At 64.3% G+C, this 22,679-nt stretch carries 18 protein-coding genes; 10 read left to right on the top strand and 8 right to left on the bottom strand.

The genetic code is table 11. The features are described from left to right. The first annotated feature begins 2 nt into the window (after window positions 1-2). Window positions 3-1,259 carry an ATP-grasp domain-containing protein gene (locus tag JQT59_RS28615; RefSeq protein WP_213572919.1) on the top strand — a complete coding sequence of 419 codons (1,257 nt, stop codon included), beginning with the start codon at window positions 3-5 and terminating at the stop codon, window positions 1,257-1,259. A 111-nt stretch (window positions 1,260-1,370) separates the two neighbouring features. Then, on the top strand, window positions 1,371-2,189 hold the full coding sequence (locus tag JQT59_RS28610) for an oxidoreductase (protein WP_213572918.1): 819 nt from the start codon (window positions 1,371-1,373) through the stop codon (window positions 2,187-2,189). Between the two features lie 322 nt (window positions 2,190-2,511). On the opposite strand, the gene JQT59_RS28605 is transcribed toward JQT59_RS28610, so the two are convergent. Together JQT59_RS28605 and JQT59_RS28600 are read right to left on the bottom strand one after the other, a co-directional pair. Further along, a complete protein-coding gene (locus JQT59_RS28605) occupies window positions 2,512-2,730 on the bottom strand; it encodes a hypothetical protein (RefSeq protein ID WP_109328315.1) in 219 nt (72 codons plus the stop codon). A 169-nt stretch (window positions 2,731-2,899) separates the two neighbouring features. Then, window positions 2,900-3,376, bottom strand: a complete 477-nt coding sequence (locus tag JQT59_RS28600) for a DUF1707 SHOCT-like domain-containing protein (RefSeq protein ID WP_213572917.1) — start codon at window positions 3,374-3,376, stop codon at window positions 2,900-2,902. Window positions 3,377-3,479: 103 nt separating this feature from the next. Here JQT59_RS28600 and JQT59_RS28595 point away from each other — a divergent pair, with 103 nt between their 5' ends. From JQT59_RS28595 to JQT59_RS28585, 3 genes are all read left to right on the top strand, one after another. Beyond that, on the top strand, window positions 3,480-4,013 hold the full coding sequence (locus JQT59_RS28595) for a PadR family transcriptional regulator (protein WP_213578174.1): 534 nt from the start codon (window positions 3,480-3,482) through the stop codon (window positions 4,011-4,013). 244 nt (window positions 4,014-4,257) lie between these two features. Next, window positions 4,258-6,612, top strand: a complete 2,355-nt coding sequence (locus JQT59_RS28590; RefSeq protein ID WP_213572916.1) for an arylsulfatase — start codon at window positions 4,258-4,260, stop codon at window positions 6,610-6,612. A gap of 10 nt (window positions 6,613-6,622) precedes the next feature. Next, the gene (locus tag JQT59_RS28585) at window positions 6,623-7,888 is read left to right on the top strand and encodes a cation:proton antiporter (protein WP_213572915.1); all 1,266 of its coding nucleotides are present in this window, start codon (window positions 6,623-6,625) and stop codon (window positions 7,886-7,888) included. Window positions 7,889-7,905: 17 nt separating this feature from the next. Here JQT59_RS28585 and JQT59_RS28580 read toward each other — a convergent pair whose 3' ends face one another. Continuing rightward, entirely contained in the window at window positions 7,906-9,513 is a 1,608-nt protein-coding gene (locus JQT59_RS28580) for an SLC13 family permease (protein ID WP_213572914.1), read from the bottom strand. 245 nt (window positions 9,514-9,758) lie between these two features. Then, window positions 9,759-10,139, bottom strand: a complete 381-nt coding sequence (locus tag JQT59_RS28575; RefSeq protein WP_213572913.1) for an SHOCT domain-containing protein — start codon at window positions 10,137-10,139, stop codon at window positions 9,759-9,761. A gap of 195 nt (window positions 10,140-10,334) precedes the next feature. Between JQT59_RS28575 and JQT59_RS28570 the strand changes: the two genes are divergently transcribed. The 3 genes from JQT59_RS28570 (at window position 10,335) to nhaA (ending at window position 13,511) form a co-directional block, all read left to right on the top strand. Beyond that, the gene (locus JQT59_RS28570) at window positions 10,335-11,036 is read left to right on the top strand and encodes an alpha/beta fold hydrolase (protein WP_213572912.1); all 702 of its coding nucleotides are present in this window, start codon (window positions 10,335-10,337) and stop codon (window positions 11,034-11,036) included. Between the two features lie 106 nt (window positions 11,037-11,142). Then, entirely contained in the window at window positions 11,143-11,583 is a 441-nt protein-coding gene (locus JQT59_RS28565; protein ID WP_109334961.1) for an SRPBCC family protein, read from the top strand. A 65-nt stretch (window positions 11,584-11,648) separates the two neighbouring features. Further along, entirely contained in the window at window positions 11,649-13,511 is a 1,863-nt protein-coding gene (nhaA, locus tag JQT59_RS28560; RefSeq protein ID WP_213572911.1) for a Na+/H+ antiporter NhaA, read from the top strand. A gap of 2 nt (window positions 13,512-13,513) precedes the next feature. Here the strand turns inward: nhaA and JQT59_RS28555 are convergent, their stop codons facing one another. Then, window positions 13,514-14,770: a serine/threonine-protein kinase gene (locus JQT59_RS28555; protein ID WP_213572910.1), complete on the bottom strand. Its 1,257-nt coding sequence runs from the start codon at window positions 14,768-14,770 to the stop codon at window positions 13,514-13,516. 463 nt (window positions 14,771-15,233) lie between these two features. Between JQT59_RS28555 and JQT59_RS37805 the strand changes: the two genes are divergently transcribed. After that, window positions 15,234-18,344, top strand: coding sequence for a protein kinase domain-containing protein (locus JQT59_RS37805; protein WP_213572909.1), 3,111 nt, complete (start codon window positions 15,234-15,236; stop codon window positions 18,342-18,344). Window positions 18,345-18,391: 47 nt separating this feature from the next. On the opposite strand, the gene JQT59_RS28545 is transcribed toward JQT59_RS37805, so the two are convergent. Beyond that, window positions 18,392-19,114, bottom strand: a complete 723-nt coding sequence (locus JQT59_RS28545) for a FadR/GntR family transcriptional regulator (RefSeq protein ID WP_213572908.1) — start codon at window positions 19,112-19,114, stop codon at window positions 18,392-18,394. 301 nt (window positions 19,115-19,415) lie between these two features. Between JQT59_RS28545 and JQT59_RS28540 the strand changes: the two genes are divergently transcribed. Beyond that, window positions 19,416-20,294 carry an SDR family oxidoreductase gene (locus JQT59_RS28540; RefSeq protein WP_213572907.1) on the top strand — a complete coding sequence of 293 codons (879 nt, stop codon included), beginning with the start codon at window positions 19,416-19,418 and terminating at the stop codon, window positions 20,292-20,294. Between the two features lie 103 nt (window positions 20,295-20,397). On the opposite strand, the gene JQT59_RS28535 is transcribed toward JQT59_RS28540, so the two are convergent. Further along, the gene (locus JQT59_RS28535) at window positions 20,398-21,465 is read right to left on the bottom strand and encodes an acyl-CoA dehydrogenase family protein (protein ID WP_213572906.1); all 1,068 of its coding nucleotides are present in this window, start codon (window positions 21,463-21,465) and stop codon (window positions 20,398-20,400) included. Next, window positions 21,465-22,622: an acyl-CoA dehydrogenase family protein gene (locus JQT59_RS28530; RefSeq protein WP_213572905.1), complete on the bottom strand. Its 1,158-nt coding sequence runs from the start codon at window positions 22,620-22,622 to the stop codon at window positions 21,465-21,467. The genes JQT59_RS28535 and JQT59_RS28530 overlap by 1 nt, the downstream gene beginning before the upstream one ends. Window positions 22,623-22,679: the final 57 nt, after the last annotated feature.

Genomic DNA, 22,679 nt, shown 5'->3' with positions numbered 1-22,679 from the left:
ACATGAGCGAACATGTTCTGGTCGTCGGCAGCGGCCGCGACCTTCCCAGCCGGGTCCGCAGCGCCCTCCCCGGCACGCAGACCTCCGTGATCTGCCGGCTCGACTTCGTTGCCAAGCTCCGGCAACTGACCGAGCACGCCCGGGTGATCGCCGTGCGGCACGATGCCCCGGACGAGGAATGGATAGCACTGGCCAGGGCGGCGCACGCCCGGCATCCGTTCACCCGCATCGCGACGTTCGGTGAACGCGATCAGGACCGCTGCGCCGCGATCGGCGAGGCGCTAGGACTGTCTACCCACTCGCGGCGCACTGTCGCGTTGATCCACGACAAAGACGCCATGCGCGAGCAGCTTCGGGACTCGGGCATCGACTCCACACCCTTCGCCGTCGTCGCCGACGTGGACGCACTGCACACGTTCGTGGCGAAGCACGGCCTGCCCTGTGTCGTGAAACCGGTCTGCGGCGCGGGCAGCGCCGGGGTGGCCGTGGTTCGGGAGGAGGCCGCGCTCGCGGCGGCGTTCATGCGAGCGGGAGGCAGCTTCGACGGCCTTCCGAACAGCGGCGTGCTGGTAGAGCAATTCCATGAGGGACCGCAATTCAGTGTCGAGGCGTTCTCGGAAAGCAGTGAACACCAGGTCGTTGCCATTACGCGCAAATTCTCCGACCCGGCCACCTTCGTCGAACTCGGTCACGTGGCACCGGCCGAACTTTCGGCGGCCGAGGAAGAACAGGTGCACACCTATGTGGGACGGCTGCTCGACGCACTCGGAGTGGAGTTCGGGGCCACGCACACCGAGATCGTTCTCGGATCTCAGGGTCCGAAGGTGATCGAGACCCATGTGCGAATGGGAGGCGACGAGATTCCAGCTCTCGCCTTCGACGCCACCGGCGTGGACCTCGCCGACTGTGTCGTGCGGCAGACGGTGGGGGAGAAGGTTCTTCCGGGAATCCGGGCGGTTCTCGCCGAGGAGCGGCCCGGTCGCTGTTCCGCGATCTGGTTCGCGGCGGCCCCGGTTGCAGGAGTGCTCACGGAGGTCGGCGGCCTCGATGACGCCCGGAATGTCGACGGTGTGACCGAGGTGCAGTTGCTGGTCCGACCGGGCAGCAGGGTCGAGGTCCTGGAGTCGTCGGACTCGCGGGTGGCCTACGCACGGGCTCTCGGAGACACGGCCGTGCAGGCGCTCGTTGCCGCTCGCGAAGCTGTCGGCTGCCTCGAATTCCAGGTGCGGGTGGCGGCAGCGAACGTGGTGTCGGTGTGACGTGGGGTCGGACGCGAGGAGTGCGAGCGACCTTGTCGCGGGTTGCGACTGAAAACCGATCGGTTTAGGGTGTGGAGGTAAACCGATCGGTTTCAGAAGTCAGGGAGTCCAATGACGACGTCAACTCAGCAGGTGGCCCTCGTTACGGGTGCGTCATCCGGTATCGGGCGAGAATCGGCACTCGCACTGGTCAAGGCGGGTTTCACGGTTGTCGGTACCAGCCGCGACGCCTCGCGAAGCACCCCGCTCGACGGTGTGACGTTCTTCGACCTGGACGTGTCCGACGAAGCATCGGTCAGCGCCTTGGTCGAGCAAGTGATCGCACGGTTCGGGCGGATCGACGTCCTGGTCAACAACGCTGGCATCGGTTTGATGGGCGCGGCCGAGGAAAACTCCGTTGCACAGTCACGGGGCGTATTCGATATCAATGTCTTCGGCGTGATGCGTATGACGAGGGCGGTACTGCCGCACATGCGAGCGCTGGGACGTGGGCGCATCATCAACCTCTCGTCGGTCTACGGGCTGATCCCGGGGCCGTACTTGGCCGCCTACGTCGCGTCGAAGCATGCCGTCGAGGGCTACTCCGAGTCCGTGGACCACGAGGTCCGCGAGCACGGTGTACGGGTCCTGCTGGTCGAGCCCGGCGGCACGAACACCGGGTTCGAGGCGAACAGTACGCGGCCCGATTCACCGTTGCCGGCGTATGAGAAGCAGCGTCGGATCGCCGACCAGGTGCTCGCGACATCGGTCGAAGGCGGCGACACCCCGGCCACCGTCGCACGCTCGGTCGTAGCGGCGGCGACGGATTCGAAGCCGAAGCAGCGTTATACCAGCGGACCGCTGGCCTCACGTGTCAGCATGTTGCGCCGCTTCGCGCCAGTCCGGATCTTCGACACCCAGATGCGCAAATATCACCGCTTGGCCAACTGACGCCTGCTCGACGACACTGGGAAACTCGGCTCGCAGGGTCAACTGATGGGACAGTCGCGATCCGCGTCGGATCGTACTGAGGGAGCTACTTGGAGGCCGCCAGTTCTTCGGCGATTTCGATGTCGATTTCCTGCTCGGTCATTTCTCCGAACAGGTGATTGGTGAACATTTCTCGACTCGATCCCGTGGTGGTGGTCCGGTCGCTGGAGGCTCCAGCAGCGGCTCTACTGAATGTATCGCCGCGGAGTGCACTGGTGTTTCACCCCAGCTCCGGGTTCTTTCAAGGTGCTCTGCCGGTCCGGCGGTGTGCGCCGGACCCCGCTCATTCGCGCATTCCGTCGGCAAGCTCCAGAACGCGCCCGACGTATCGGCTCATGAACGTGTTGAACGCCAGTTGGGACAGTTCGGGGCACCCGGCCTTGCGGAAAAAGTGCTCCAAACCGACGAGTTCGGTGCCGATACAGACTCGTTGGTCATCGAGGTCGGCGAGCCGGCGTACGAGGCGCTCGAGTTCGTCGGCCTTGCTCATCACTTCGTCCATCGGACTTCACCTCGTACTCGATGCGATGGTGGTTTCTCGGTAGGGCGTGCGCGTCAGATGGGGGTCTTTCCGCGTCGCGTCTCCGAGTCTACCAGCCATTCGAACGTGTGTGCGAATAGCCTTGCCTGCATGCGAACGAGGCCTTCGGCGCTGCGGCGTCGAGTGGTGTTCAGTTGTGGGCCGCGGCGCTCAATCGGTTATTGCACCGCCCGGTTCCCGTGACCTTGTTGCACGTGCCTTCGCGGCCGAGCATCGTTCGGCTCAGTAGTACCAAGCCCCAGGGGCCGATCACCCAGATCGGCCAGAAGTAGATCATGGCGCCGGTGGCGAGCGAGATGATGCCCCAGATCACGATGTTGAGGCTTCCGGCGGCGAGCCAGGCAAGCCACTCGATGCGTTGGTGGCTCGGGAGACGCCGGCGTGCAGGCTGGGCTGATCGGCTCTCGCGCGGGGCAGGTGTGGGGGCGGCCGGAAGGTCGCGCAGCACCTGTCTTACCTGTGCTTGGGTGACCGACCGATACGCCTGGGCTACCCGCTGGTCGAACTCGTCGATTGTCAGTCGCCCCGCGGTGAGATGCCGGCCGAGTTCGTCGACGACCTGCTCGCGTTCGGAATCGGATATCCGGATGTTGTCCGCGTACTCCATCGGACCCTCCTCGGCGGTGACATTCCACTGTGGAATGTCGATGTCTTCTATGATCGATATGACACAGTGGAATGTCAACCCCTCGCTTACGAAGGACGATGCCATGGCCGAACGCCCCCTCAATGCCACCGCGGCGTCCCTTCTCGGTTTCCTGCACGAGGGATCGAAGACGGGGTGGGACCTGGTGGTCACCGCCCAGGAACGCATCGGCAAGTTCTGGTCGATCACAACCAGCCAGGTGTATCGGGAGCTTGCAGCGATGGAGCGCGCCGGGTTGATCGAGGCGGGGGAGCGGGGCACCCGCGAGCGCAAGCCCTACACCCTCACCGATGAGGGTCGGCGGGCGTTCGCGGACTGGATCGAACGCGACCCCGCCGCGGAGAACATTCGCTATCCATTGCTGCTCACCGTCGCGTTCGGCGCGCATCTTCCGCCCGAGCGGTTGGCCGCGATGCTGGATTCCCACCGCACCGCACACGAGCATCAGCTCGCCGAGTACGAACGCGAGGCCGAAGTGCACAGCTCCAACCAATATGCTTTGGCGACATTGGACTTCGGGATCGTGTACGAGCGCGCCGTCCTGGAATGGTTCGATCGGGTCGGCAAGCGGCTGGGGCGCGGGAGGCGGAGCCGCTGACGGGTCATTTCGTGCGTCGGTATCTGCAACGAGGGGCGTCCTCCTCGCGCCTCGGAGTCTTCCACCGTGAGATCGGCGAACGCCGTCAGTACTCCGCCGGCCGGCCGCGTGGCGAGCTCACCCGCAGTGGGTGAGGTGCCGGCAGGCTGAGCCTGGGCACGCTGAGGTCGGGCAGTGCTGTGCACTCCGGGACCAGCGGAGGACCGGGAGCGTTCCGACGACACGGAAGAGGTTGTGAGTAGTCATGGTGGAGCGGCGTGAGGTTTTACCCATACCCGACCGGCAGCATCTCGGACTGATCACCTACGACGCGAAGGATCCGGATACGGCCTTTCCACCGATCGAACCGCTGCTCCCACCGGAGAACGCCCCGAACGTACTGGTAATCCTGCTCGATGACGTGGGATTCGGGGCAGCCAGCGCCTTCGGCGGCCCGGTGCACACCCCGACCGCGGAGCGCCTGCAGGCAGGCGGCCTCACCTACAACCGCTTCCACACCACCGCCCTGTGTGCGCCGACCCGGGCCGCGCTTCTCAGCGGCCGCAACCACCACTCGGTGGGGATGGGCATGATCACCGAGACCGCGACCTCGGCGCCGGGCTCGTCCGGGCTGCGGCCGAACACCAAGGCCGCACTGCCGATGACCCTGAAACTCAACGGTTACTCGACCGCTCAGTTCGGGAAGTGCCACGAGGTGCCGCCGTGGCAGACGTCCCCGATCGGGCCGTTCGATGCGTGGCCGACCGGCGGCGGTGGTTTCGAGCACTTCTACGGGTTCATCGGCGGCGAGAACAACCAGTACTATCCGGCGCTGTACGAGGGTGTAGCGCCGATCGAGGTGGACAAGACACCCGAGGACGGCTACCACCTGACCGAGGATCTCGCCGACCACGCCATCGACTGGATCCGCAGCCAGAAGTCCCTCGCCCCGAACAAACCGTTCTTCGTGTACTTCGCACCCGGGGCCACGCATGCCCCGCATCACGTGCCCCCCGAGTGGGCGGACAAGTACGCCGGCCAATTCGCCGACGGGTGGGACGCGCAACGCGAAACAATTCTCGAGCAGCAGAAGCGGCGCGGCGTCGTCCCCGCCGACACCGAACTCACGGCGCGCCCGGAGGCAATCCCCGGGTGGGAGGAAATGGACGACGCACTCAAACCGGTGCTGGAACGCCAGATGGAGGTGTACGCGGGATTCCTCGAGCACACCGACTTTCACGTCGGCCGCGTGATCGACGCGATCGAGACGATCGGCGCCCTCGACAACACCCTCGTCTACTACATCATCGGCGACAACGGTGCCTCCGCCGAGGGAACCATCAACGGCGCATTCAACGAGATGGCGAACTTCAACGGTCTCGCCGCCATCGAGACTCCGGAGTTCATGGCCGAGGTGAAGGACAAACTCGGCACCCCGGAGGCCTACAACCACTACTCGGTGGGCTGGGCGTGGGCGATGTGTGCGCCGTTCCAATGGACCAAGCAGGTCGCCTCGCACTGGGGTGGCACCCGCAACGGCACCATCGTCCACTGGCCCGCCGGGATTCGCAGCAAGGGTGAAGTTCGGTCGCAATTCACCCATGTCGTCGACGTGGCAGCGACGGTGCTCGAGGCGGCCGGACTGCCCGAGCCCACGTTCGTCAATGGGGTGCAGCAGGCCCCGTTCGAGGGCCCGAGCATGCTGTACAGCTTCGATCAGCCGGAGGCGCCGGAACGACACGACCTGCAGTACTTCGAGATGGGGGGTAACCGCGGCATCTACTACAAGGGCTGGAGCGCGGTCACCCGGCACAGCACCCCGTGGCTGCCGAACGAGGTGCTGCCCGCTCTTGATGACGACGTGTGGGAACTCTACGACGGGTCGACCGACTGGTCGCAGGCCCATGACCTCGTCGCCGAGATGCCCGATAAACTCGCTGCACTGCAGCGGCTCTGGTTGATCGAGGCGGTGAAGTTCAACGTTCTTCCCATCGACGACCGCCGCTTCGAGCGGCTGAACCCGACCATCGCCGGCCGACCGCAACTAGTGACGGGAACCTCGCAGGTGTTGTTCCCGGGGATGAAGCGGCTCAGTGAACACAGCGTGATCGACATCAAGAACCGGTCGTTTTCGGTAACCGCGGCGATCGAGACGCCGAAGGACGGTCCCACCAACGGTGTCATCATCGCCCAGGGCGGTCGCTTCGGCGGCTGGGCTTTCTACGTCAGGGAGGGACGAGTGAGATTCGTCTACAACCTGCTCGGCATGAGCGAATTCGTCGTCGGGGCAACTGAAGACCTCGACACCGGCAGTCACCAGGTCCGCGCCGAGTTCGCCTACGACGGGGGCGGTCTGGCGAAGGGCGGGACCGTCACCCTCTACATCGACGGACGGAGCGTCGGCAGCGGCCGGGTCGACCAGACGCAACCGATGGTCTTCTCGGCAGACGAAACCACCGATATCGGCAACGACTTCGGTATGCCGGTGAGCACCGACTACATCGGTGCCGCCAAGTTCAACGGTCGTATCGAGGTCGTGAAGATCGACGTCGGCGAAGACGACCACTCCCACCTCGTCGACCCCGCCGAAGTCGTCCGGGTCGCGACCTCCCGCCAGTAATCGGTCCGCCATGACCTGGGCGCTACCCGCGATCGCCGCCATTCTGCTCGCCTATGCGGCGATCTCCGGCCGGACTACGGGCACGCCGATCACGGCCCCGATCGTCTTCACCGTCGGCGGCCTGCTCCTCGGTGCAAGCACGGTGGGGCTGATCGACGTGCATCCCGCCGCCGAAACGGTGAAACTCCTCGCGGAGGTGACGCTCGCGCTGGTACTCTTCTCCGACGCCTCCCGGGTCGACCTGTCAGCCCTCCGTGCCGAAATCGCCCTTCCCGCCCGTCTGCTCGGCATCGGCCTGCCATTGACCATCGCGGCCGGTTTCGGTGCAGCCCTGTTCCTACTCGGTGATCTGGCGTGGCCCGAGACGCTCCTGCTTGCGGTGATCCTCGCGCCGACCGACGCTGCTCTCGGCCAGGCCGTGGTCACCCTGCCGATCCTGCCGTCCCGAATACGGCAGGGTTTGAACGTCGAGAGCGGGCTCAACGACGGAATCTGCGTGCCGCTGTTCTTGATCGTGCTGGCGATCGCGCAGGCCGAGGCAGGGGCGATCGGGGGCGGCGCCGCGGCCCGGTTGGTCGCCGAGCAGATCGGTTACGGCATCGTCGCGGGAATCGGTGCGGGGGCGATAGCGGCGGCGATCCTGGTCATAGCCGGCCGCCACCGCACGATCGACCCGTTGTGGGCGCAGACCGTTCCCTTGACGGCGGCCCTACTCGCGTACACCGTCGCCGTGCCGTTGGGCGGTTCCGGTTTCATCGCTGCGTTCGTCGGCGGCCTGACCTTCGGCGCCATCCGCCACCGCACCGAGGTCAACCACGGCGATGGCGAGAGCAGTGACGGTGCCGACCTTCTCGACGAGGCCGGTGACCTGTTCAACGCGATCACCTTCATCGTCTTCGGCGCCGTGCTGCTCGGCCCCGCTCTCGGCAATCTGTCGTGGGCCGTGCTCGGCTACGCGGTCGTGAGTCTGACCGTTGTCCGGATGGTTCCCGTCGCGCTGTCGCTGGTCGGGGCACATCCGCGCGCCCCCACCGTCGCCTTCCTCGGATGGTTCGGGCCGCGCGGACTCGCGACCATCGTCTTCGTCATCCTCATCTTCGAAGAATCCGGCGAGCTGCCCCACGAGGAATTACTACTGACCACCGCCGTCATCACCATCGGACTTTCGGTGCTCGCCCACGGACTCACTGCCGCGCCGCTGGCCGATCGCTATGCCTCGTGGTTCCGTCGCCACCCCCGAGGCGAGGGCGTCATGGCACCAGATCCCGGTCGATGACATGGCCGCACGACTGATCACCCCCCGCCGAGGCCGACCACGGCGATCATCAGGGGCAGGAAGACGATGATCAGAATCGCACCGACGATGTCGAAGGTGATTCCGCTTCGGATCATGGTGGTGATCCGGACGGCTCCGGAGCCGTAGACCACGGCGTTCTGCGGCGTCGAGACCGGCAGCATGAATCCGAACGATGCGGCGAATGTGGCCGCGAGCGCGGGCACGAAGGGGTTGACCCCGGCCGCCAACGCCACCGGGATCACGATCGGCACCACGACCGCCGCCGACGCCGTGTTGCTCGTCGTCTCCGATACGGCGATGGCCAGCAGCACCGCGAACACGGTGATGGCGACGACGCTCGTCAGGCCCAGCGAATCCGCGACGGATGTGCCGATCGTCTCGGCAAGTCCGGTGTCGGCGAGCAATGAGCCGAAGATGATGCCGCTACCGAACAGCACGATCGTGCCCCAGTCGATTTCTGCTGCGTCCCGCCAAGTCAGCGTGAATACGCGATTTCCCCAATCTGTCGGCAGCAGATAGAGCAACGCCGCGCCGAAGACCGCGACCATGCCCTCGTCGAGTCGGTCGCTGATCGTGCCGTAAAGGTCCGAGTCGTTGCCGGCGATCACCGCGACGACGCCGGGCAGGATCCACAGCGTCACCGTGACTCCGAACGCGATGAGCGTGTTCTTCTCGGCACGCGACAGCGGACCCATCTCTGCACGCTGCTCCGCCAGGTAGTCGGCGACGCCTTCGATGCGCCGGATCTCCGGTTTGTTGATGCGCAGCAGGATGATGGCGAGCGCGATGAACATCAGCAGGCAGATCGGGATGGCCATCACCATCCACTGCCCGAAGCTGATCCGCTCCCCGGTGGCCTCCTCGATGAGCCCGCGTCCGATCAGGTTGGGTGGGCTCCCGACCGGTGTCAGCAGGCCGCCCACGCTTGCGCTGTATGCGAGCATCAGCATGATCGTGGCACCCACCCGGACGCGCAGAGGATCGAAGTCCTCGGCGACGACGCCGCGGCGCTGCATGAGTTTCGCGATGACGCCGAGGATCCCCAGGGCGGTGGGCAGCAGCATGGCCACGGTCGCGGTGTTGGATACGAACGCCGAGAGTCCGCACGTGATCGCACCGAACGCGACGATCACACCGGTGGTGGACTGGCCGACACGCGGAAGGGTCAGTATCCGAAACGCGAAGCGCCGTGCGACGCCGTGTTTGAGCATCGCCTGGGCAAGGATGAACGCTCCGATGAACGTGAAGATCGTCGACGACCCGAACGCGGCGAGCACGTCGTCGGCCGGCGCCACGCCCAGAAACACCACGATCGCCACCCCGAGCAGCCCGCCGATCGGGATCGGCACCGCCTCGGTCACCCACAATACGATGACGCCGAGCAGCACGCCTGCCAACGTCTGCTGGTTGGGCGGTATGTCGATCGGCAGGGCGAGGAAGACGATCGTGATCAGTGGCGCGAGAAAGAGCCCGATCGTGCGGCGGCCCTTCTCGAATCGCTCCTCGGCGGGTGAGAGCTGTTGTTCGCCGAGGCTGCGATAAGTGGTGTGTCCGAGCAACGCCTTGTCGACGTCGGTGCGGTTGCCCTGGTTCTCGGTTGTCATGGTCCCTCCCCGGCACAGATCGGTACGGAAGTAGTACCCATGAACGAGCGTGATAGTCGTGTCACGACCTGTTAACTCGGCACGACCGAGGCCTGCGACCAGTGTCGGACCCGACCCGTCCTGGGACGACGAGTCCGGTCAACTCTCGGAGCCACCCGCGCACGAAGCGCGCCGGCACCTTCGAGTCCGCGTCGGGGTCGTCCAAACGCCATGCGCGATAGCGGGAATCGGGCTGGTGATATTGCTCAGCCCAGCGCCTTCGCTTTGAGAGTGTCGTACTCGGCCTGGTTGATCGTGCCCGCGTCGAGGAGTGCTTTCGCGTCGGCGATCTGCTCGGCAGCCGACTTGCCGGCGACCTCCCTGATGTAACGGTCAGTTGCCTGCCTCGCCGAGTTGTGTGCCTCGAGTTGCCTTTCCGCGATCCCACGACCGCGGGCGATGAGATACACGAACGCAGTGATGTACGGCAGCACGATCAGGAAAATGATCCAGAGTGTTTTGGTGAACCCGGACATAGCGTGATCGCGGAACAGGTCACCGAAAATCTGGAACAGAATCATCAGGTAAGCGACGAACGCGAACACGACCACCGTGTACCACAGGAAGTCCCAGAATGAGTCCATCATGAGTTTGCTCCTTCGCACTCGTGGACTGCGCTGGTGTGCAGCCCGAAACGTGCACCACTTACCTGGTCAGCATCGTCCTTCGAGCCCGCGATTGTGCGCAGTTCCGCATAACGGGCAGCACGACGTACGCCGACATCGGGTTGCTCCTGCGACCGCACCGTGGTGTGCTTCTGCTCGTGGAAGGGAGACGATGAGATGGCCGTGACTTTCGTCTTGTTGCCCGGCGCCGGATCCGACTCGTGGTACTGGCACCGAGTCGTGCCCATTCTGACCAGCCACGGGCACGCCGCCATCACCGTCGACCTGCCGTACAGCGACGAGAGCGCAGGTCAATACGAGTTCGCCGACGTCGTCGTCAAGGCGTTGCGCGACGTCGAGGGTCCCGTCGTGCTGGTCGCGCAGTCGATGTCTGCGTTTACCGCGGCGATCGTGTGTGAACGAACCGACGTCGACGTCGATCTGTTGGTCCTGGTAGCTCCGATGCTTCCGGCGCCCGGGGAGTCGGCGGGCGAGTGGTGGGAGAACACCGGCCAGTCCGCGGCCCAGCGTGCGTTCGCGGTCAGCGAGGGACGTGACCCGGCCGCCACCAACGATCTGCGCGGACTGTTCTTCCACGATGTGCCGGAGGAGCTCATCGAGGAGGCGTTCCAGGCCGAAGAGGTCGCCATGTCGGACACTCCGTTCGAGACGGTATGGCGGGCGGAGGAGTGGCCGCACGTGAAGACCCGTGTGATCGCGGGCAGTCGAGACCGCCTCTTCCCTGTCGATTTCGTGAAACGGATCGTGCGGGAGCGTCTGGGCATTGCACCCGACGTGATCGATGCGGGACACCTGATCGCCTTGGCCCGCCCCCGGGATTTGGCTGCGGCGCTCGAGGGCTACGTCGAGGGCCTCTGATCGTCACGGTGGCCGTCACCGAGCGCCGACCCCTGAACCGCGGTTAGTCTGCCGAGAACGGCGCAATCCGTTCCCGAGGTCCGAGCACATGGAGGTGCGAGACACGATGTCGTTGTCGGTATCAGGCGAGTTCGAGATCGAAGCAACCCCCGAACAGGTCATGCGTGCCCTTGTCGATGTCGAGCGGATCCCCGAGTGGTCGGCGGTGCACAAGAAAGTCATCGTGGAGTCGCGGTTCGAGGACGGACGACCGCGGACTGTCCGGATGACACTCTCGGTGCTCGGTGTCTCGGACACCCAGTTGGCCGAGCACAAGTGGATCGACGACGAGCAGATGTCCTGGGTTCTCGTCGAGAGCGACAAGCAGCGGAGTCAGGAAGGTGAATACCGCCTCACGCCCACGTCGCGCGGCACCTCTGTGCGCGTCACGATGTCGGTCGATCCTAAGATCCGGTTGCCTCAGGCGGTGCTGCGGCAGGGGCAGAAGCAGGCGATCCGAACCATCCGCAAGGGTCTGACGAAGTTCGTCGTCGACAACTACGTGTGACCCGGCGCCGGCCGCACGCCGCGTTAAGCTGTCGCGCGGCGGCATGAACGTGAGCGAGGGGACAGATGGCGGTCGAGGACAATCCCACACGTCTGGGACGGTTGTCGGCGCGACTTGCCGGAATTCGTGACGGCACCGACGACGACACGTTGTCGGCAAGCTTCCTGCTCGTGGCCACCGTTCTGGCGTTGGTGTGGGCGAACATCGGGACTACGTACGGGTCGTTCTGGCACACGCCGATCACCATTCAGGTCGGGGATTACGGAATCAGCCTGGACCTGAAGCACTGGGTCAACGACGCATTGATGACGCTGTTCTTCTTCGTCGTCGGCCTCGAGGTGAAGCGGGAACTCACTATCGGTGAGCTCACCGACAGAGCCCGTGCCGCAGTGCCTCTGGTCGCCGCCATCGCCGGTCTGGCGTTGCCGGCCGCGTTGTTCCTCGCCCTCAACCCGAGCGGCGACGAGGCCGCCGCGTGGGGTGTGGTGGTGTCGACGGACACGGCGTTCGTGCTCGGTGCGCTGGCGCTCGTCGGACCGAGGTGCCCTGCGCGACTCCGCGTGTTCATCCTCACCCTCGCGGTCGCCGACGACATCGGCGCGCTCGCCATCATCGCCTTCTTCTACACCGACAATCTGCGGCTCGGTCCGCTCGTGCTCGGTGCGGTGGGACTACTGCTGATCATGCAGTTGCGTCGACTGGAGGTGTGGCGTGGAGTCGCCTACTTCATCGTCGCGGCCGGTACGTGGGTGGCCTTCTACGAATCCGGTGTCCATCCCACGCTCGTGGGCGTGTTGATCGCCCTGATCCTTCCCGTGTATCCGCCGAGGCGCCGCGACGTGGAGCGGGCGGGCGAACTTACTCGCGCGTTCCGGCAATCACCGAACTCCGAGTACGCCCGGGCCGCACAGCTCGGTGTCCTGCGGGCTGTGTCCGTCAACGAGCGGCTCCTGCGGTTCTATCAGCCGTACACCGCCTTCCTCGTGGTGCCGATTTTCGCGCTCGCCAATGCCGGCGTGGTCGTCACCGGGCAGACCCTCGCCGACGCCGTGAGGTCGCCGCTCGCCTGGGGCATCGTGCTCGGCCTCGTGGTCGGCAAGTTCGTCGGCATCACCGCCTCCACCGCACTCTTCTCGAAAATGCGGCCGGGCAGCCTGCCACCCGGACTCAACTTGTCGCAGATCAGCGGCGGCAGCGCGTTGGCGGGCATCGGTTTCACGATCTCATTGTTCATCGTCGATCTCGCCATCGAATCGCCTGTCCTGGCGAACGATGCACGCGTCGGCGTCCTGACGGCAGCGGTGATCGCCACCGTCCTCGGCTGGGCGCTGTTCCGGTTCTCGGACTGGCGTACTCCGCCGACCGAGGCGATCGGTACTACCCTTCTGCGGCCGGTGCTGCCAGGGCGTGATCACCTACGGGGACCGGTAGACGCACCGCTCACCTTGGTGGAGTACGGCGACTTCGAGTGCCCGTTCTGCACCAAGGCCACCGGCAGCATCCGGGACGTGCGCGCGCATTTCGGTGATGCGCTGCGCTACGTGTTCCGGCATCTGCCTCTCGACGAGGTGCATCCGCATGCGCGTTTCGCTGCCCACGCCGCGGAGGCAGCCGACCGGCAGGGCCGGTTCTGGGAGATGCACGATCACCTGTTCGCCAACAGTGATGCCCTCGATGAGGACGAGATTTACGGGTACGCGGCGGAACTCGGCTTGGACATGAACCGGTTCGAGGAGGAACTGCGCACCGGTGAATACCTCCACCGCGTCGACGACGACGAACTCGACGCCCAGACCAGTGACTTCCGGCAGACACCGACGTTCTATCTCGGAGCCACGGGCACCGACCTCACCCGGCACACCGGACCTTTCGACGCAGCCACGCTTATTCGCCGACTCGAAGAGGCACGGGACGCGCAAGGCGACTGATCTCAGTTCCCGCCGCGCCCGTTCTCTTTCTCTTTCTCCTTGTCCTTGTTATTTCCGTTCCCGCCGTTGTTTCCATTCCCGTTCCCACTGTTGCCGTTCGGATTCGGCGGTTCGGGATTCTGTACCGGTGGGACAGGAACGGGAACGCCGACCGACACAGGTGGCGCAACCGGAAGTTCTTCGGTGCCGGTCGGTGTCGGCAAGGGTGTAGGAGCCTGACTCGACGTTGCCGGTGCCACAGCGGGACTTCCACCGTCGTTATCGCGCGAGGCGATCGCCAGGGCGCCCACGATCACTGCTACCACGACAGCGGCGATCGCCGCCAGGATCAGCCCCGTCTTCCGTGGCCGCCGGGGATCGGCCGCGGGGAGTGGGGCCGCGGACAGAGTGGCGGGCGCGAACGCCATGGTTCGAGGTGGCACGCCCATCGGAGGGGATGCCGTTACTCGTCCCGCATTGCCCAGAATCGCGTTGCGCATGGCCGCGGCGTCGCCGAATCGGTGCGCAGGATCGTACGCCATCGCGTTCTCGACGGTGGACGCCAACTCGGGGTCGACGTCGGGTCGCACTTCGGTCAGCGGGGGAGCGCCCCCTGCCAGGATCGCGCGGGCCAACGACAGAATGTTCTCGCCGACGAACGGGCGGCGTCCTGCGAGAGCCTCGTATCCGACAACACCCACCGCATAGAGGTCGTCGGCGACCGTCGCCGGTTTCTCCGCGATGCGACTCGGGCTCAGGTACGCGACGGTGCCCAACACCTGACCCGTCGTGGTGTGGCCACTGTCTGCGCTCTTCGCGATGCCGAAGTCGGCGACCTTCACGACACCCGTGCTACTGAACAGCACGTTGGCCGGTTTGATGTCGCGGTGCAAAATCCCGCAGTCGTGGGCAGCGCCGACGGCGGCGAGTATGTCGGCGAGAATTGCGCGTGCTCGAGCCTCCGGGAGTGGTCCGCGGGCGATGTCGTCGGCGAGGGTGCGGCCGGGTAGCCGTTCCATCACGATGAACGGAACACCGCCGTCCTCGCCGCAGTCGTGAACGGCCACCACGTTCGGGTGGTTCAGCGTGGCGGCCACCCGGGCCTCCACCTCGAACCGTCGCCGGATATCCGGAATGGACGCGTACTCGGGACGCAGCACCTTGACGGCGACCGGCCGTCCGAGCCGCAGGTCCCAGCCGTCGTGGACATCGGCCATCCCGCCTCGGCCCAGCACTGCGCGCAGCTCGTACCGAGCTGCGAGGGTCTGGGACGCTGACATAGCTTTCACGCTAGCGCCAGCGGTCCCCACGCGGCCAATGGAGCCGCTGCGAACAACGTTGCGACCCCCATTTCTGTAACACGCAGTTCCTCGGTTCGGTGGAGCGCAGCTTGTGGTGATCGTCGGAAGTCAGTCGGTCGCAGCCCTCGCGACGGATCAAAGGGCAGGAGCGACTGGGCGAGCCCCTGGCCCCGGATCATCCGGCGATCTTTGGCTCGGCAAAAGCGCTCCAGCGGATGGTGATGTGACCGATCGCTGTCGTTTCCGTCGGAGATGACGGGGGGCTCACAGTAAGGCCACCACACCGTCTTCGGCCGTGATCTCGACGGCGGGTACATTCACAGATGAGTTGATGTTGTGACGACGTTCACACGCCGGGCTGCGCGTTGCTGCACCGTCGAAACGCCGTCGCAGCGGGAACTCGACGGAGACTGTGGACGGTGAGAGGGTCGAGGACGGACGGGTGGAGACACGGCAGGACGACGCCGCCCTGAAACGCGAGCTGGTTTCGGCTGGTTTCACGGAGGCCTACGAGATCGGTCGCGGCGGTTTCGGGGTGGTCTATCGGTGTTTGCAGCCCTCTTTGGACCGCACGGTGGCGGTCAAAGTTCTCACCCGCGCGCTCGACGACGAGAATCGGACGCGCTTCTTCAGAGAGCAGCGTGCCATGGGTCGCTTGACCGGCCACCCGAACATTGTCAACGTCCTTCAAGTCGGTTCCACGACGAGCGGCCACCCGTTCATTGTGATGCCGTACCACCCTTTGGACTCTCTCGATACGCTGATCCGGAACGATGGTCCCCTCGGCCCGGACCAGGTGTTGCGGCTGGGCGTCCGGATCGCCGGTGCCGTGGAGACGGCGCATCGACTCGGCATTTTGCACCGCGACATCAAACCGGGCAATATCTTGCTCTCGAGTTACGGCGAGCCAGCCCTCACTGACTTCGGAATCGCGCACATCGCCGGCGGGTTCGAGACTTCCAAGGATATGATCACCGCGTCACCGGCCTTCACAGCTCCCGAAATACTGAAGGGCGATGCGCCTACGCCCGCCTCGGATGTCTACAGCATCGGCGCCACCCTCTTCTGCGCTTTGACCGGTCATGCGGCGTTCGAACGTCGGTCCGGGGAGCAGGTCGTGGCGCAATTCGTGCGTATCACGAGGCACGCCATCCCCAACCTGCGTGACAACGGCATCCCCGACGACGTTGCCGCAGCGATCGAGCATGCGATGGCGCGCGATCCCGGTGACCGTCCCAGCACTGCCGTCGAGTTCGGCGACGAACTCCGCGCGCTCCAGGCGCGGAACGGCCTCGAAGTGGATGACATGGCGCTTCTCATGGAACAACCAGTGGCTCCGCTCGGTCGACGAGAGGCCGTCTCGACGAGTTCCACCGACGAGCACTCGGGTCGCCGTGCCGCACTCCAGAGTCGTACGGGAAATCTTCCTTTGGAGGTGACCAGCTTCATCGGGCGCCAGAACGAACTCTCCCATGCGAAAGGTATGTTCCGCACTGCGCGTCTCGTGACGTTGACGGGAATTGGAGGTGTCGGGAAGACACGTCTGGCGCTGCGACTCGCTGCCGATCTGCGCGACGAGTTCCCCCATGGCGTATGGCTCGCGGAGTTCGGCGAAGTCATGGACGAGTCGGTTCTCATCGACGTGATCGCGAGAGCCCTCGGCCTGCGCACCGGTCATAAGGATCCGATGGACGAGGTCGTTGGGTTCCTGATCGATCGGAAGTTATTGATAGTGCTCGACAACTGCGAGCACGTCATCGCACCGGTCGCTCGATTTGCTGAGACGGTCCTTCGAACGTGTCCGGAGGTCTCGATCGTGACAACGTCCCGCGAGCCGTTGAACATCCCCGGTGAATCTGTCTTGCGGGTGCCGTCCTTGAGGACACCGGACGCCGATCACGAGCCCGCGTTGATGGCCTCCCCCAACTACGACGCGATTGCGTTGTTCGAGGAACGTGCCGCAGCGGCGGTGCCGGGATTCGAACTCTCCGACGACAATATCGAGACCGTCGTTCGCATCTGCCGTCAACTCGACGGTCTGCCGCTACCCATCGAATTGGCGGCAGCGCAGTTACGGGCGATGTCGCTCGGCCAAATCGCCCAGCGGCTGAACGACCGATACAAGCTACTTACCCATGGAAGCCGTTCTGCGCCACCTCGTCAACGCACTCTTCTTCTCTGTGTCGAGTGGAGTTACGACCTGTGCACGCCGCTGGAACGGCAGATATGGATCAATCTGTCTGTGTTCGTGGGCCATTTCGAACTCGATGCTGCAGAGAGTATGTGCGAGGACGTCGATCGAGACGACCTGCTCGAGGGAATTTTCTCCTTGGTCGACAAATCGATTCTCGTCCGGCAGGAGTACGGCAGTGCGGTCGGATTCCGAATGTTGGAGACGATCCGTGAATTCGGACGAGTCAAAGCAAACGCTTCAGGAGACTGGGCGCTACTGCGGCGTCGCCACCATGATTGGTATCGGCAATTCGTGCAAGATGCCAAACGCGACTGGATCAGTGTCCGTCAACTCGAGTGGATTGCCCGACTGTCTCGAGAGCAGTCGAACCTCCGTGAGGCTATGGAATTCGCGATAGTCGAGTCCGGCGAACCGCAGGAAGGTTCCGCACTCGAGATTGCTGCGGCGCTGTTCCCTTTCTGGTTGTCCCGCAACCTGCTCAGCGAGGGGAGATATTGGCTGGATCGTGCCCTGGGAACGCGCCCCGTGCGAAATTCGGCAGATCGGGTCAAGGCCATCTACGCCGACAGCGTGCTCGCTGGTATGCAGGGTGATCTGTCCGCCGGATGGGATCTGATTGCCCAGGGCGAGGCGCTGCTGGCCGAGATGACGGACCCGGTCAGCGACGCCCGTATAGCCCACGCCAAAGGTATTCTCGCGCTGTACAGCGGCAATGTGCTGGAGGCAGCGGAAAAACTCGAAGAAGCGCTCCAAGTGTTTACCGCCGACGGTGAAGTCGCGGTACGCGTATGGATCCTGATGATGCTGGGAGTGGCGTACGAGCTAGGCGGCAACACCGAACGCGCACTCGCTTGTCATCACGAGGTGCTCGCAGTGACCGAATCACGTGGTGAGTCGGTGTATCGGTCGTATTCGCTGTGGGGCATCGGCGTAGCGGAATTCAGACAGGGGAACCCGGTCCGCGCAGCGCAGTATATGGACGAGTGCTTGCGGTTGTGTCGTCTGATCGACGAGCCTCTCGTTGCCGCCGTCAGTCTGGAGATCCTGGCGTGGATCGCCGGCCGCAGCCAGGACTTCGGTCGAGCCGCCACGTTGTTGGGCGCGGCCGAGTCGTTGGGAGCGGCGGTGGGAAGCTCCCCCCTGCTCTTCCAGCAACTTCGTACCTACCACACTGAGTGCAATGAAATGACCCGCACGAGTCTCGGCGACAGAGAATTTCGTGCACGACACCGCAAGGGCCTACGGCTGGGCCCTCGAGAAGCCATAGCCTTCGCCCTTGCTGATACCGATCGTGACACTGCCGACCCGGCAAGGACCGAATCGAGTGCACTGGACGCGTCCGGCGGGCGGCCAGATTAACAAAGATATGGTCGGAGAAATCCAGGACCGCTCACCCTGCCGGCCCGTCAGCCGTACATTCCCCAGCTCAGTGCCTGGTCCATCACCTTGGGATGCTTACGCTCGAAGAAGGCGCGAGTCTCTTTCATATGCTCGCTCATAGCGTCCCGTGCACGATCACTGTCGCCGTCTTCGATTGCTTCACAAATTTGCTCGTGGATCACCGCAACGTGCTTGCGCGAAGAAGGGCTGTAGGTGACTCCCAGTCGGGCGCCGTCGATGATCCAGTCGAGTGAGTTGAGAAAATACGAGATCAGAGGGTTTTGTGCACCTTCGGCGATCAGTTCGTGAAATCTGTGGTTCTCATAGAGAAACACGGTCTCATCGGAGATGTTCGCGCGCATGGCGTCGACAGACTGGCGTAATCCGTCGATGACCCGATCCTCGCCGTTCTGCGCACACAAGGCAGCGGCGATCGGCTCGATGTACTCACGTGTCTCCAACACGGATCGAAACGGTGTATCCGAGAACTGCATCAAGAGCGCGAGCGTGCTCGCCAGGTGGCGTGAGTCCGGCAATCCCACGGTGGGTCCGCCCCCGCGGCCGGGTCGGATCACGATCACCCCCTGCAGTTCCAGTATGCGAAGAGCCTCGCGAAGGGTGCTTCTTCCCACCCCGAAAGACTCATGCATGTCGGCTTCGACCGGGAGGGCGTCGCCGAACTTCAGGCCTTCCTCTTGGATCATCCGCACTATGCGCTGAGCGATCATCTCGGCGCGTTTCGGCGGCATCTCCGGCGGGCGTGTCAGCGGCGTGACGTCTCGTGAACGTGGCAGAATCTGGGTGGTTTCGCCGGTGGCAGCTGGGCGACCGTTGCGTGTGCGACTACCGACCGTAGTCGACCTGGTCGCCTTGTTTCCTGGCATATGTTCATCATACATTTCCGCCCTCCAAGTGCGTGTTCGTGCCGGTGTGCGTCGACCGTTGCGGTGTAGGGGTTGACCGGATTGGTTCGAGCACAGTAAACATGTATATGTTATGCATTGAACTTACGTCGACATAGAGGCGCTGGTTGTTTCGAAGGGGGTCGGTATGCCGACTTATCGGCCGCATCCGCCACAATCTGGCCGTGCCTGGGACGTCGCCGACGTCAGGGTGTTACAGCCGACGCTCCTTTCGGGAATTCACGCCGTCGTAACGGGTGCCGGAAGCGGCATCGGACAGGAGATCAGCGTTCGCCTGGCCGAGCTCGGTGCGACGGTGACCGGGATAGGTCGCACCGAGGCTGCGCTGGAGCAGACGGCCGAGCTGGTCTCGCGCACCGAAGGCACCTTCCGATGGTTTTCGGCCGATGTCCGGGACTGTGAACAGGTGCGGTCGGTCATATCGAAATCCTCGACCGAGCTCGGCATGGATCTTCTCGTCAATAACGCGGGTGGACAGTTCTACGCTGCAGCGGCGGAGATCTCCGACAACGGATTCAGGTCCGTGGTCGATCTCAATCTCAATGCTGTCTTCACCGTCATCTCGGCGGCCAAACCGTTCCTCGCCCGTCGCGGCGGCAGCATCGTCACTATCTCTCTGTCCGGGGTCGAACGGGGCAGTGTCGGTCTCGCGCACTCACTTGCTGCCCGCGCAGGAGTGTTGGCCATGACGAAGACTCTTGCACTCGAGTGGGCTCACCTGGGAATTCGCGCAAACTGCGTGGCACCCGGGGTGGTAATCTCGGACTCGTTGCCTGAAGGGATTGCGTCGTCGCTGCGCGATCGCGTCGTCCCCGAGTCCGTGCCGGCAGGGAGGCCCACTCCGACCGAGGACGTTGCCGAGCTCGTCGCGTTCATCGCGACACCGGCGGGACGAATGATTACCGGCCAACTGTTGCAGATCGACGGTGCCGCTCATCTCGGGCGGGGTTTGCACATGGTCGAGGATTGGCCACCGATGGAAGAAAACGACCAGTACGGTCGCTGACATCCTGGACTGAACCGCCAGGTCGCGGTGTCAGGGTGTGTCGGATGACGGAACAACCGGCTGTGCCGATGCGAAAGTCGGCTCAGCCGGTTGTCGGCGCTGCTCATACCGCGATGTCGAGCACTCCACTCAGTGGGCGTCCTTCGACGATCAGCTTCCAAGCTTCGTCCCGTCCAGCGGCGACCGCGGTCTGGGTGAGCAGTTGGTCCCACTGCCCTACGGATCCGAACTCCGACCGCCAGGAAAGCACAGGCCGGGTGTACCGATGGAGCTCGTGCTCGCGAGTAGTGCCGATGGCGCCGTGGACTTGGTGAGCATTGCGCACCACTGTCGACGCGGCATGACCGGCGCACGATTTAGCTACCGCTACAGCGAACGACGCGCCCGGTGCGTCCCACCCGTTTCGCTCGATCGAGGCAACCGCCGCATCGGCCGCCGAGCGCGCGAGCGCAGTCTCGGTGGCTATTCCGGTGACCAGTCGCTGCACAGCCTGGAACTTGGACAGTTGCCGGCCGAATTGCGTGCGGCTGGAGGCGTGCTCGATGCAGAGCACGACGATCCGTTCCATAGCTCCGCATACCTGCAGTGTGCGAGCGAGGGCCCCGCGGAGCACGAAGGTCTCGGCCACACCGTCGGGTACCGATGTCCACTCGGCAGTCTCGACGTCGATCGTCACCCTGTCGCGTGGTTCGCCGGCGAGATTCTGCGAGGGTGTGAGAGTGGTGTTGGCGCGGGCTACCTCCGCAACCGCCCATGATGCTTCGGTGCGACGACGAAGAACAACCATGAACTCTGCATCACGCGCCCAGGGAACCACGCTCGATGCTGCCGAATCCGCGAGCAAGAATGCCGTCCGCAGACCGCCGTTCATGGGAAGTCCTGCGGTTTCCAAGAGCCACCCCGACAGCAGATCGTGCTCGACGAGGGGAACCGGGACAGCCGCGGCGGCCGCTGCAGAAAGCAAGGCAGAGGCGGCATGCCAGTCTGCACCGCTTCCTCCGTGAGTCTCGCTACCGGTGAGCCGTATCAGGCCCAGTTCGTCCAGCGTGCGCCAGAGCTGTGGGTTGAACTTCGCCGACTCCGCTGAGTCGGCGGCATCATCTCGATGTGCGGTGAACACCGACTTCATCATCTCGACGAGATCAGGGTCCACCATCGTTGGCGTAGTCATCAGCGCAGTCCTAGCTCTCGGGCGACGACACCCTCGAGGATCTCGGTTGTACCGCCCCGCAAGGTGAATCCGGGCCGTTGGAGAATGGCGTGATCGATCAAAGAGCCGAAAGGCCCCTCTTCCTGTGCCGGCCCGTCTCGGTTCATGTGTAGATCGGCGTAGTCCGCTATGTCCCCTTCGGTCACCGTTCCGAGGAGCTTCACGGCAGCCGCGGCGCTGTCGGCTCGCTCTCCTCGATGCAAGGCACCGGCCACCGCTGAGGACATGTGGTGCAACCCGGCGATCCGCGCGATCAGGCGACCGACGCCACCGTCGGCGGGGAATCGATCGGCAGCAGCTTGCTCGGCTGTCTCGGCAAGCAGCGGGAACGTGGAAAGGAAGCGCTCCGGACCGCTGCGTTCGTACGCAAGCTCCGAAGTCACCTGCTGCCAGCCATCACCGACACGACCGAGAACACTCTCATCGCGTACGAAGACTTCCTCCAAGACGACCTCATTGAAATGGTGGCTTCCCGTCATCGAGACGATGGGGCGGACTGTGATCCCCGGCGACCGCAGATCGACGATGAATTGGCTCAGGCCCGCGTGGCGTGCAGCGGGGTCTCTGGGTGCCGTCCGTGCCAACACGAAGAACGCATCCGCGTGGTGGGCGCCTGAGGTCCACACTTTTGTACCGGTAATCGTCCACCCACCGTCGACCCGAGTTGCCTTCGTCCGCACACTGGCGAGATCCGAACCGGAGTCCGGTTCGCTCATTCCGATCCCGAAGAAGCACTCACCGTTGGTGATGGCCGGCAGATACTGTCGCTTTTGTTTCTCGGTTCCGAACTTCAACAAGGACGGCGCGATCTGGCGATCGGCAATCCAGTGGGCCGCGACTGGGGCGCCCGCAGCCAACAGTTCTTCGGTGACGATGAATCGTTCGATGTGGGATCGCCCATGGCCCCCGTACTCGGTAGGAATTGTCATGCCGATCCAGCCCCGCGCGGCCAGTCGCCGCGAGAACTCGGGATTCCACTCGGTCAGCCAGGTATCGACTCCCGGGGTGAAATCACCGGCGTCGATACACTCGCGGACGAAGGCACGCACTTGATCTCGCAGCGGGCCGAACTCGCTCGGATCGTCGACTACGCGAGGGACGAGTCGGTCACGACTCATGAAGGTCTCCTCCCCGAGGTAGGCCGTCCGAGGTGGTGAATCGCGCGGTTGGAGAAA

Origin of the sequence: Rhodococcus sp. USK13 (assembly GCF_018343855.1) — a bacterium.
Taxonomy (GTDB): domain Bacteria; phylum Actinomycetota; class Actinomycetes; order Mycobacteriales; family Mycobacteriaceae; genus Rhodococcus_F; species Rhodococcus_F oxybenzonivorans.
This window is presented reverse-complemented; position numbering and strand designations above follow the sequence as displayed.

Excerpts from the sequence above, each read along its gene's own strand:
- JQT59_RS28615 (WP_213572919.1), top strand. The coding sequence starts at position 3 with ATGAGCGAACATGTTCTGGTCGTCGGCAGCGGCCGCGACCTTCCCAGC.
- JQT59_RS28605 (WP_109328315.1), bottom strand. The coding sequence starts at position 2,730 with ATGGACGAAGTGATGAGCAAGGCCGACGAACTCGAGCGCCTCGTACGC.
- JQT59_RS28610 (WP_213572918.1), top strand. The coding sequence starts at position 1,371 with ATGACGACGTCAACTCAGCAGGTGGCCCTCGTTACGGGTGCGTCATCC.
- nhaA (WP_213572911.1), top strand. The coding sequence starts at position 11,649 with ATGGCGGTCGAGGACAATCCCACACGTCTGGGACGGTTGTCGGCGCGA.
- JQT59_RS28590 (WP_213572916.1), top strand. The coding sequence starts at position 4,258 with ATGGTGGAGCGGCGTGAGGTTTTACCCATACCCGACCGGCAGCATCTC.
- JQT59_RS28535 (WP_213572906.1), bottom strand. The coding sequence starts at position 21,465 with ATGACTACGCCAACGATGGTGGACCCTGATCTCGTCGAGATGATGAAG.
- JQT59_RS28530 (WP_213572905.1), bottom strand. The coding sequence starts at position 22,622 with ATGAGTCGTGACCGACTCGTCCCTCGCGTAGTCGACGATCCGAGCGAG.
- JQT59_RS28595 (WP_213578174.1), top strand. The coding sequence starts at position 3,480 with ATGGCCGAACGCCCCCTCAATGCCACCGCGGCGTCCCTTCTCGGTTTC.
- JQT59_RS28575 (WP_213572913.1), bottom strand. The coding sequence starts at position 10,139 with ATGATGGACTCATTCTGGGACTTCCTGTGGTACACGGTGGTCGTGTTC.
- JQT59_RS28580 (WP_213572914.1), bottom strand. The coding sequence starts at position 9,513 with ATGACAACCGAGAACCAGGGCAACCGCACCGACGTCGACAAGGCGTTG.
- JQT59_RS28585 (WP_213572915.1), top strand. The coding sequence starts at position 6,623 with ATGACCTGGGCGCTACCCGCGATCGCCGCCATTCTGCTCGCCTATGCG.
- JQT59_RS28570 (WP_213572912.1), top strand. The coding sequence starts at position 10,335 with ATGGCCGTGACTTTCGTCTTGTTGCCCGGCGCCGGATCCGACTCGTGG.
- JQT59_RS28540 (WP_213572907.1), top strand. The coding sequence starts at position 19,416 with ATGCCGACTTATCGGCCGCATCCGCCACAATCTGGCCGTGCCTGGGAC.
- JQT59_RS28555 (WP_213572910.1), bottom strand. The coding sequence starts at position 14,770 with ATGTCAGCGTCCCAGACCCTCGCAGCTCGGTACGAGCTGCGCGCAGTG.
- JQT59_RS28600 (WP_213572917.1), bottom strand. The coding sequence starts at position 3,376 with ATGGAGTACGCGGACAACATCCGGATATCCGATTCCGAACGCGAGCAG.
- JQT59_RS28545 (WP_213572908.1), bottom strand. The coding sequence starts at position 19,114 with ATGCCGCCGAAACGCGCCGAGATGATCGCTCAGCGCATAGTGCGGATG.
- JQT59_RS28565 (WP_109334961.1), top strand. The coding sequence starts at position 11,143 with ATGTCGTTGTCGGTATCAGGCGAGTTCGAGATCGAAGCAACCCCCGAA.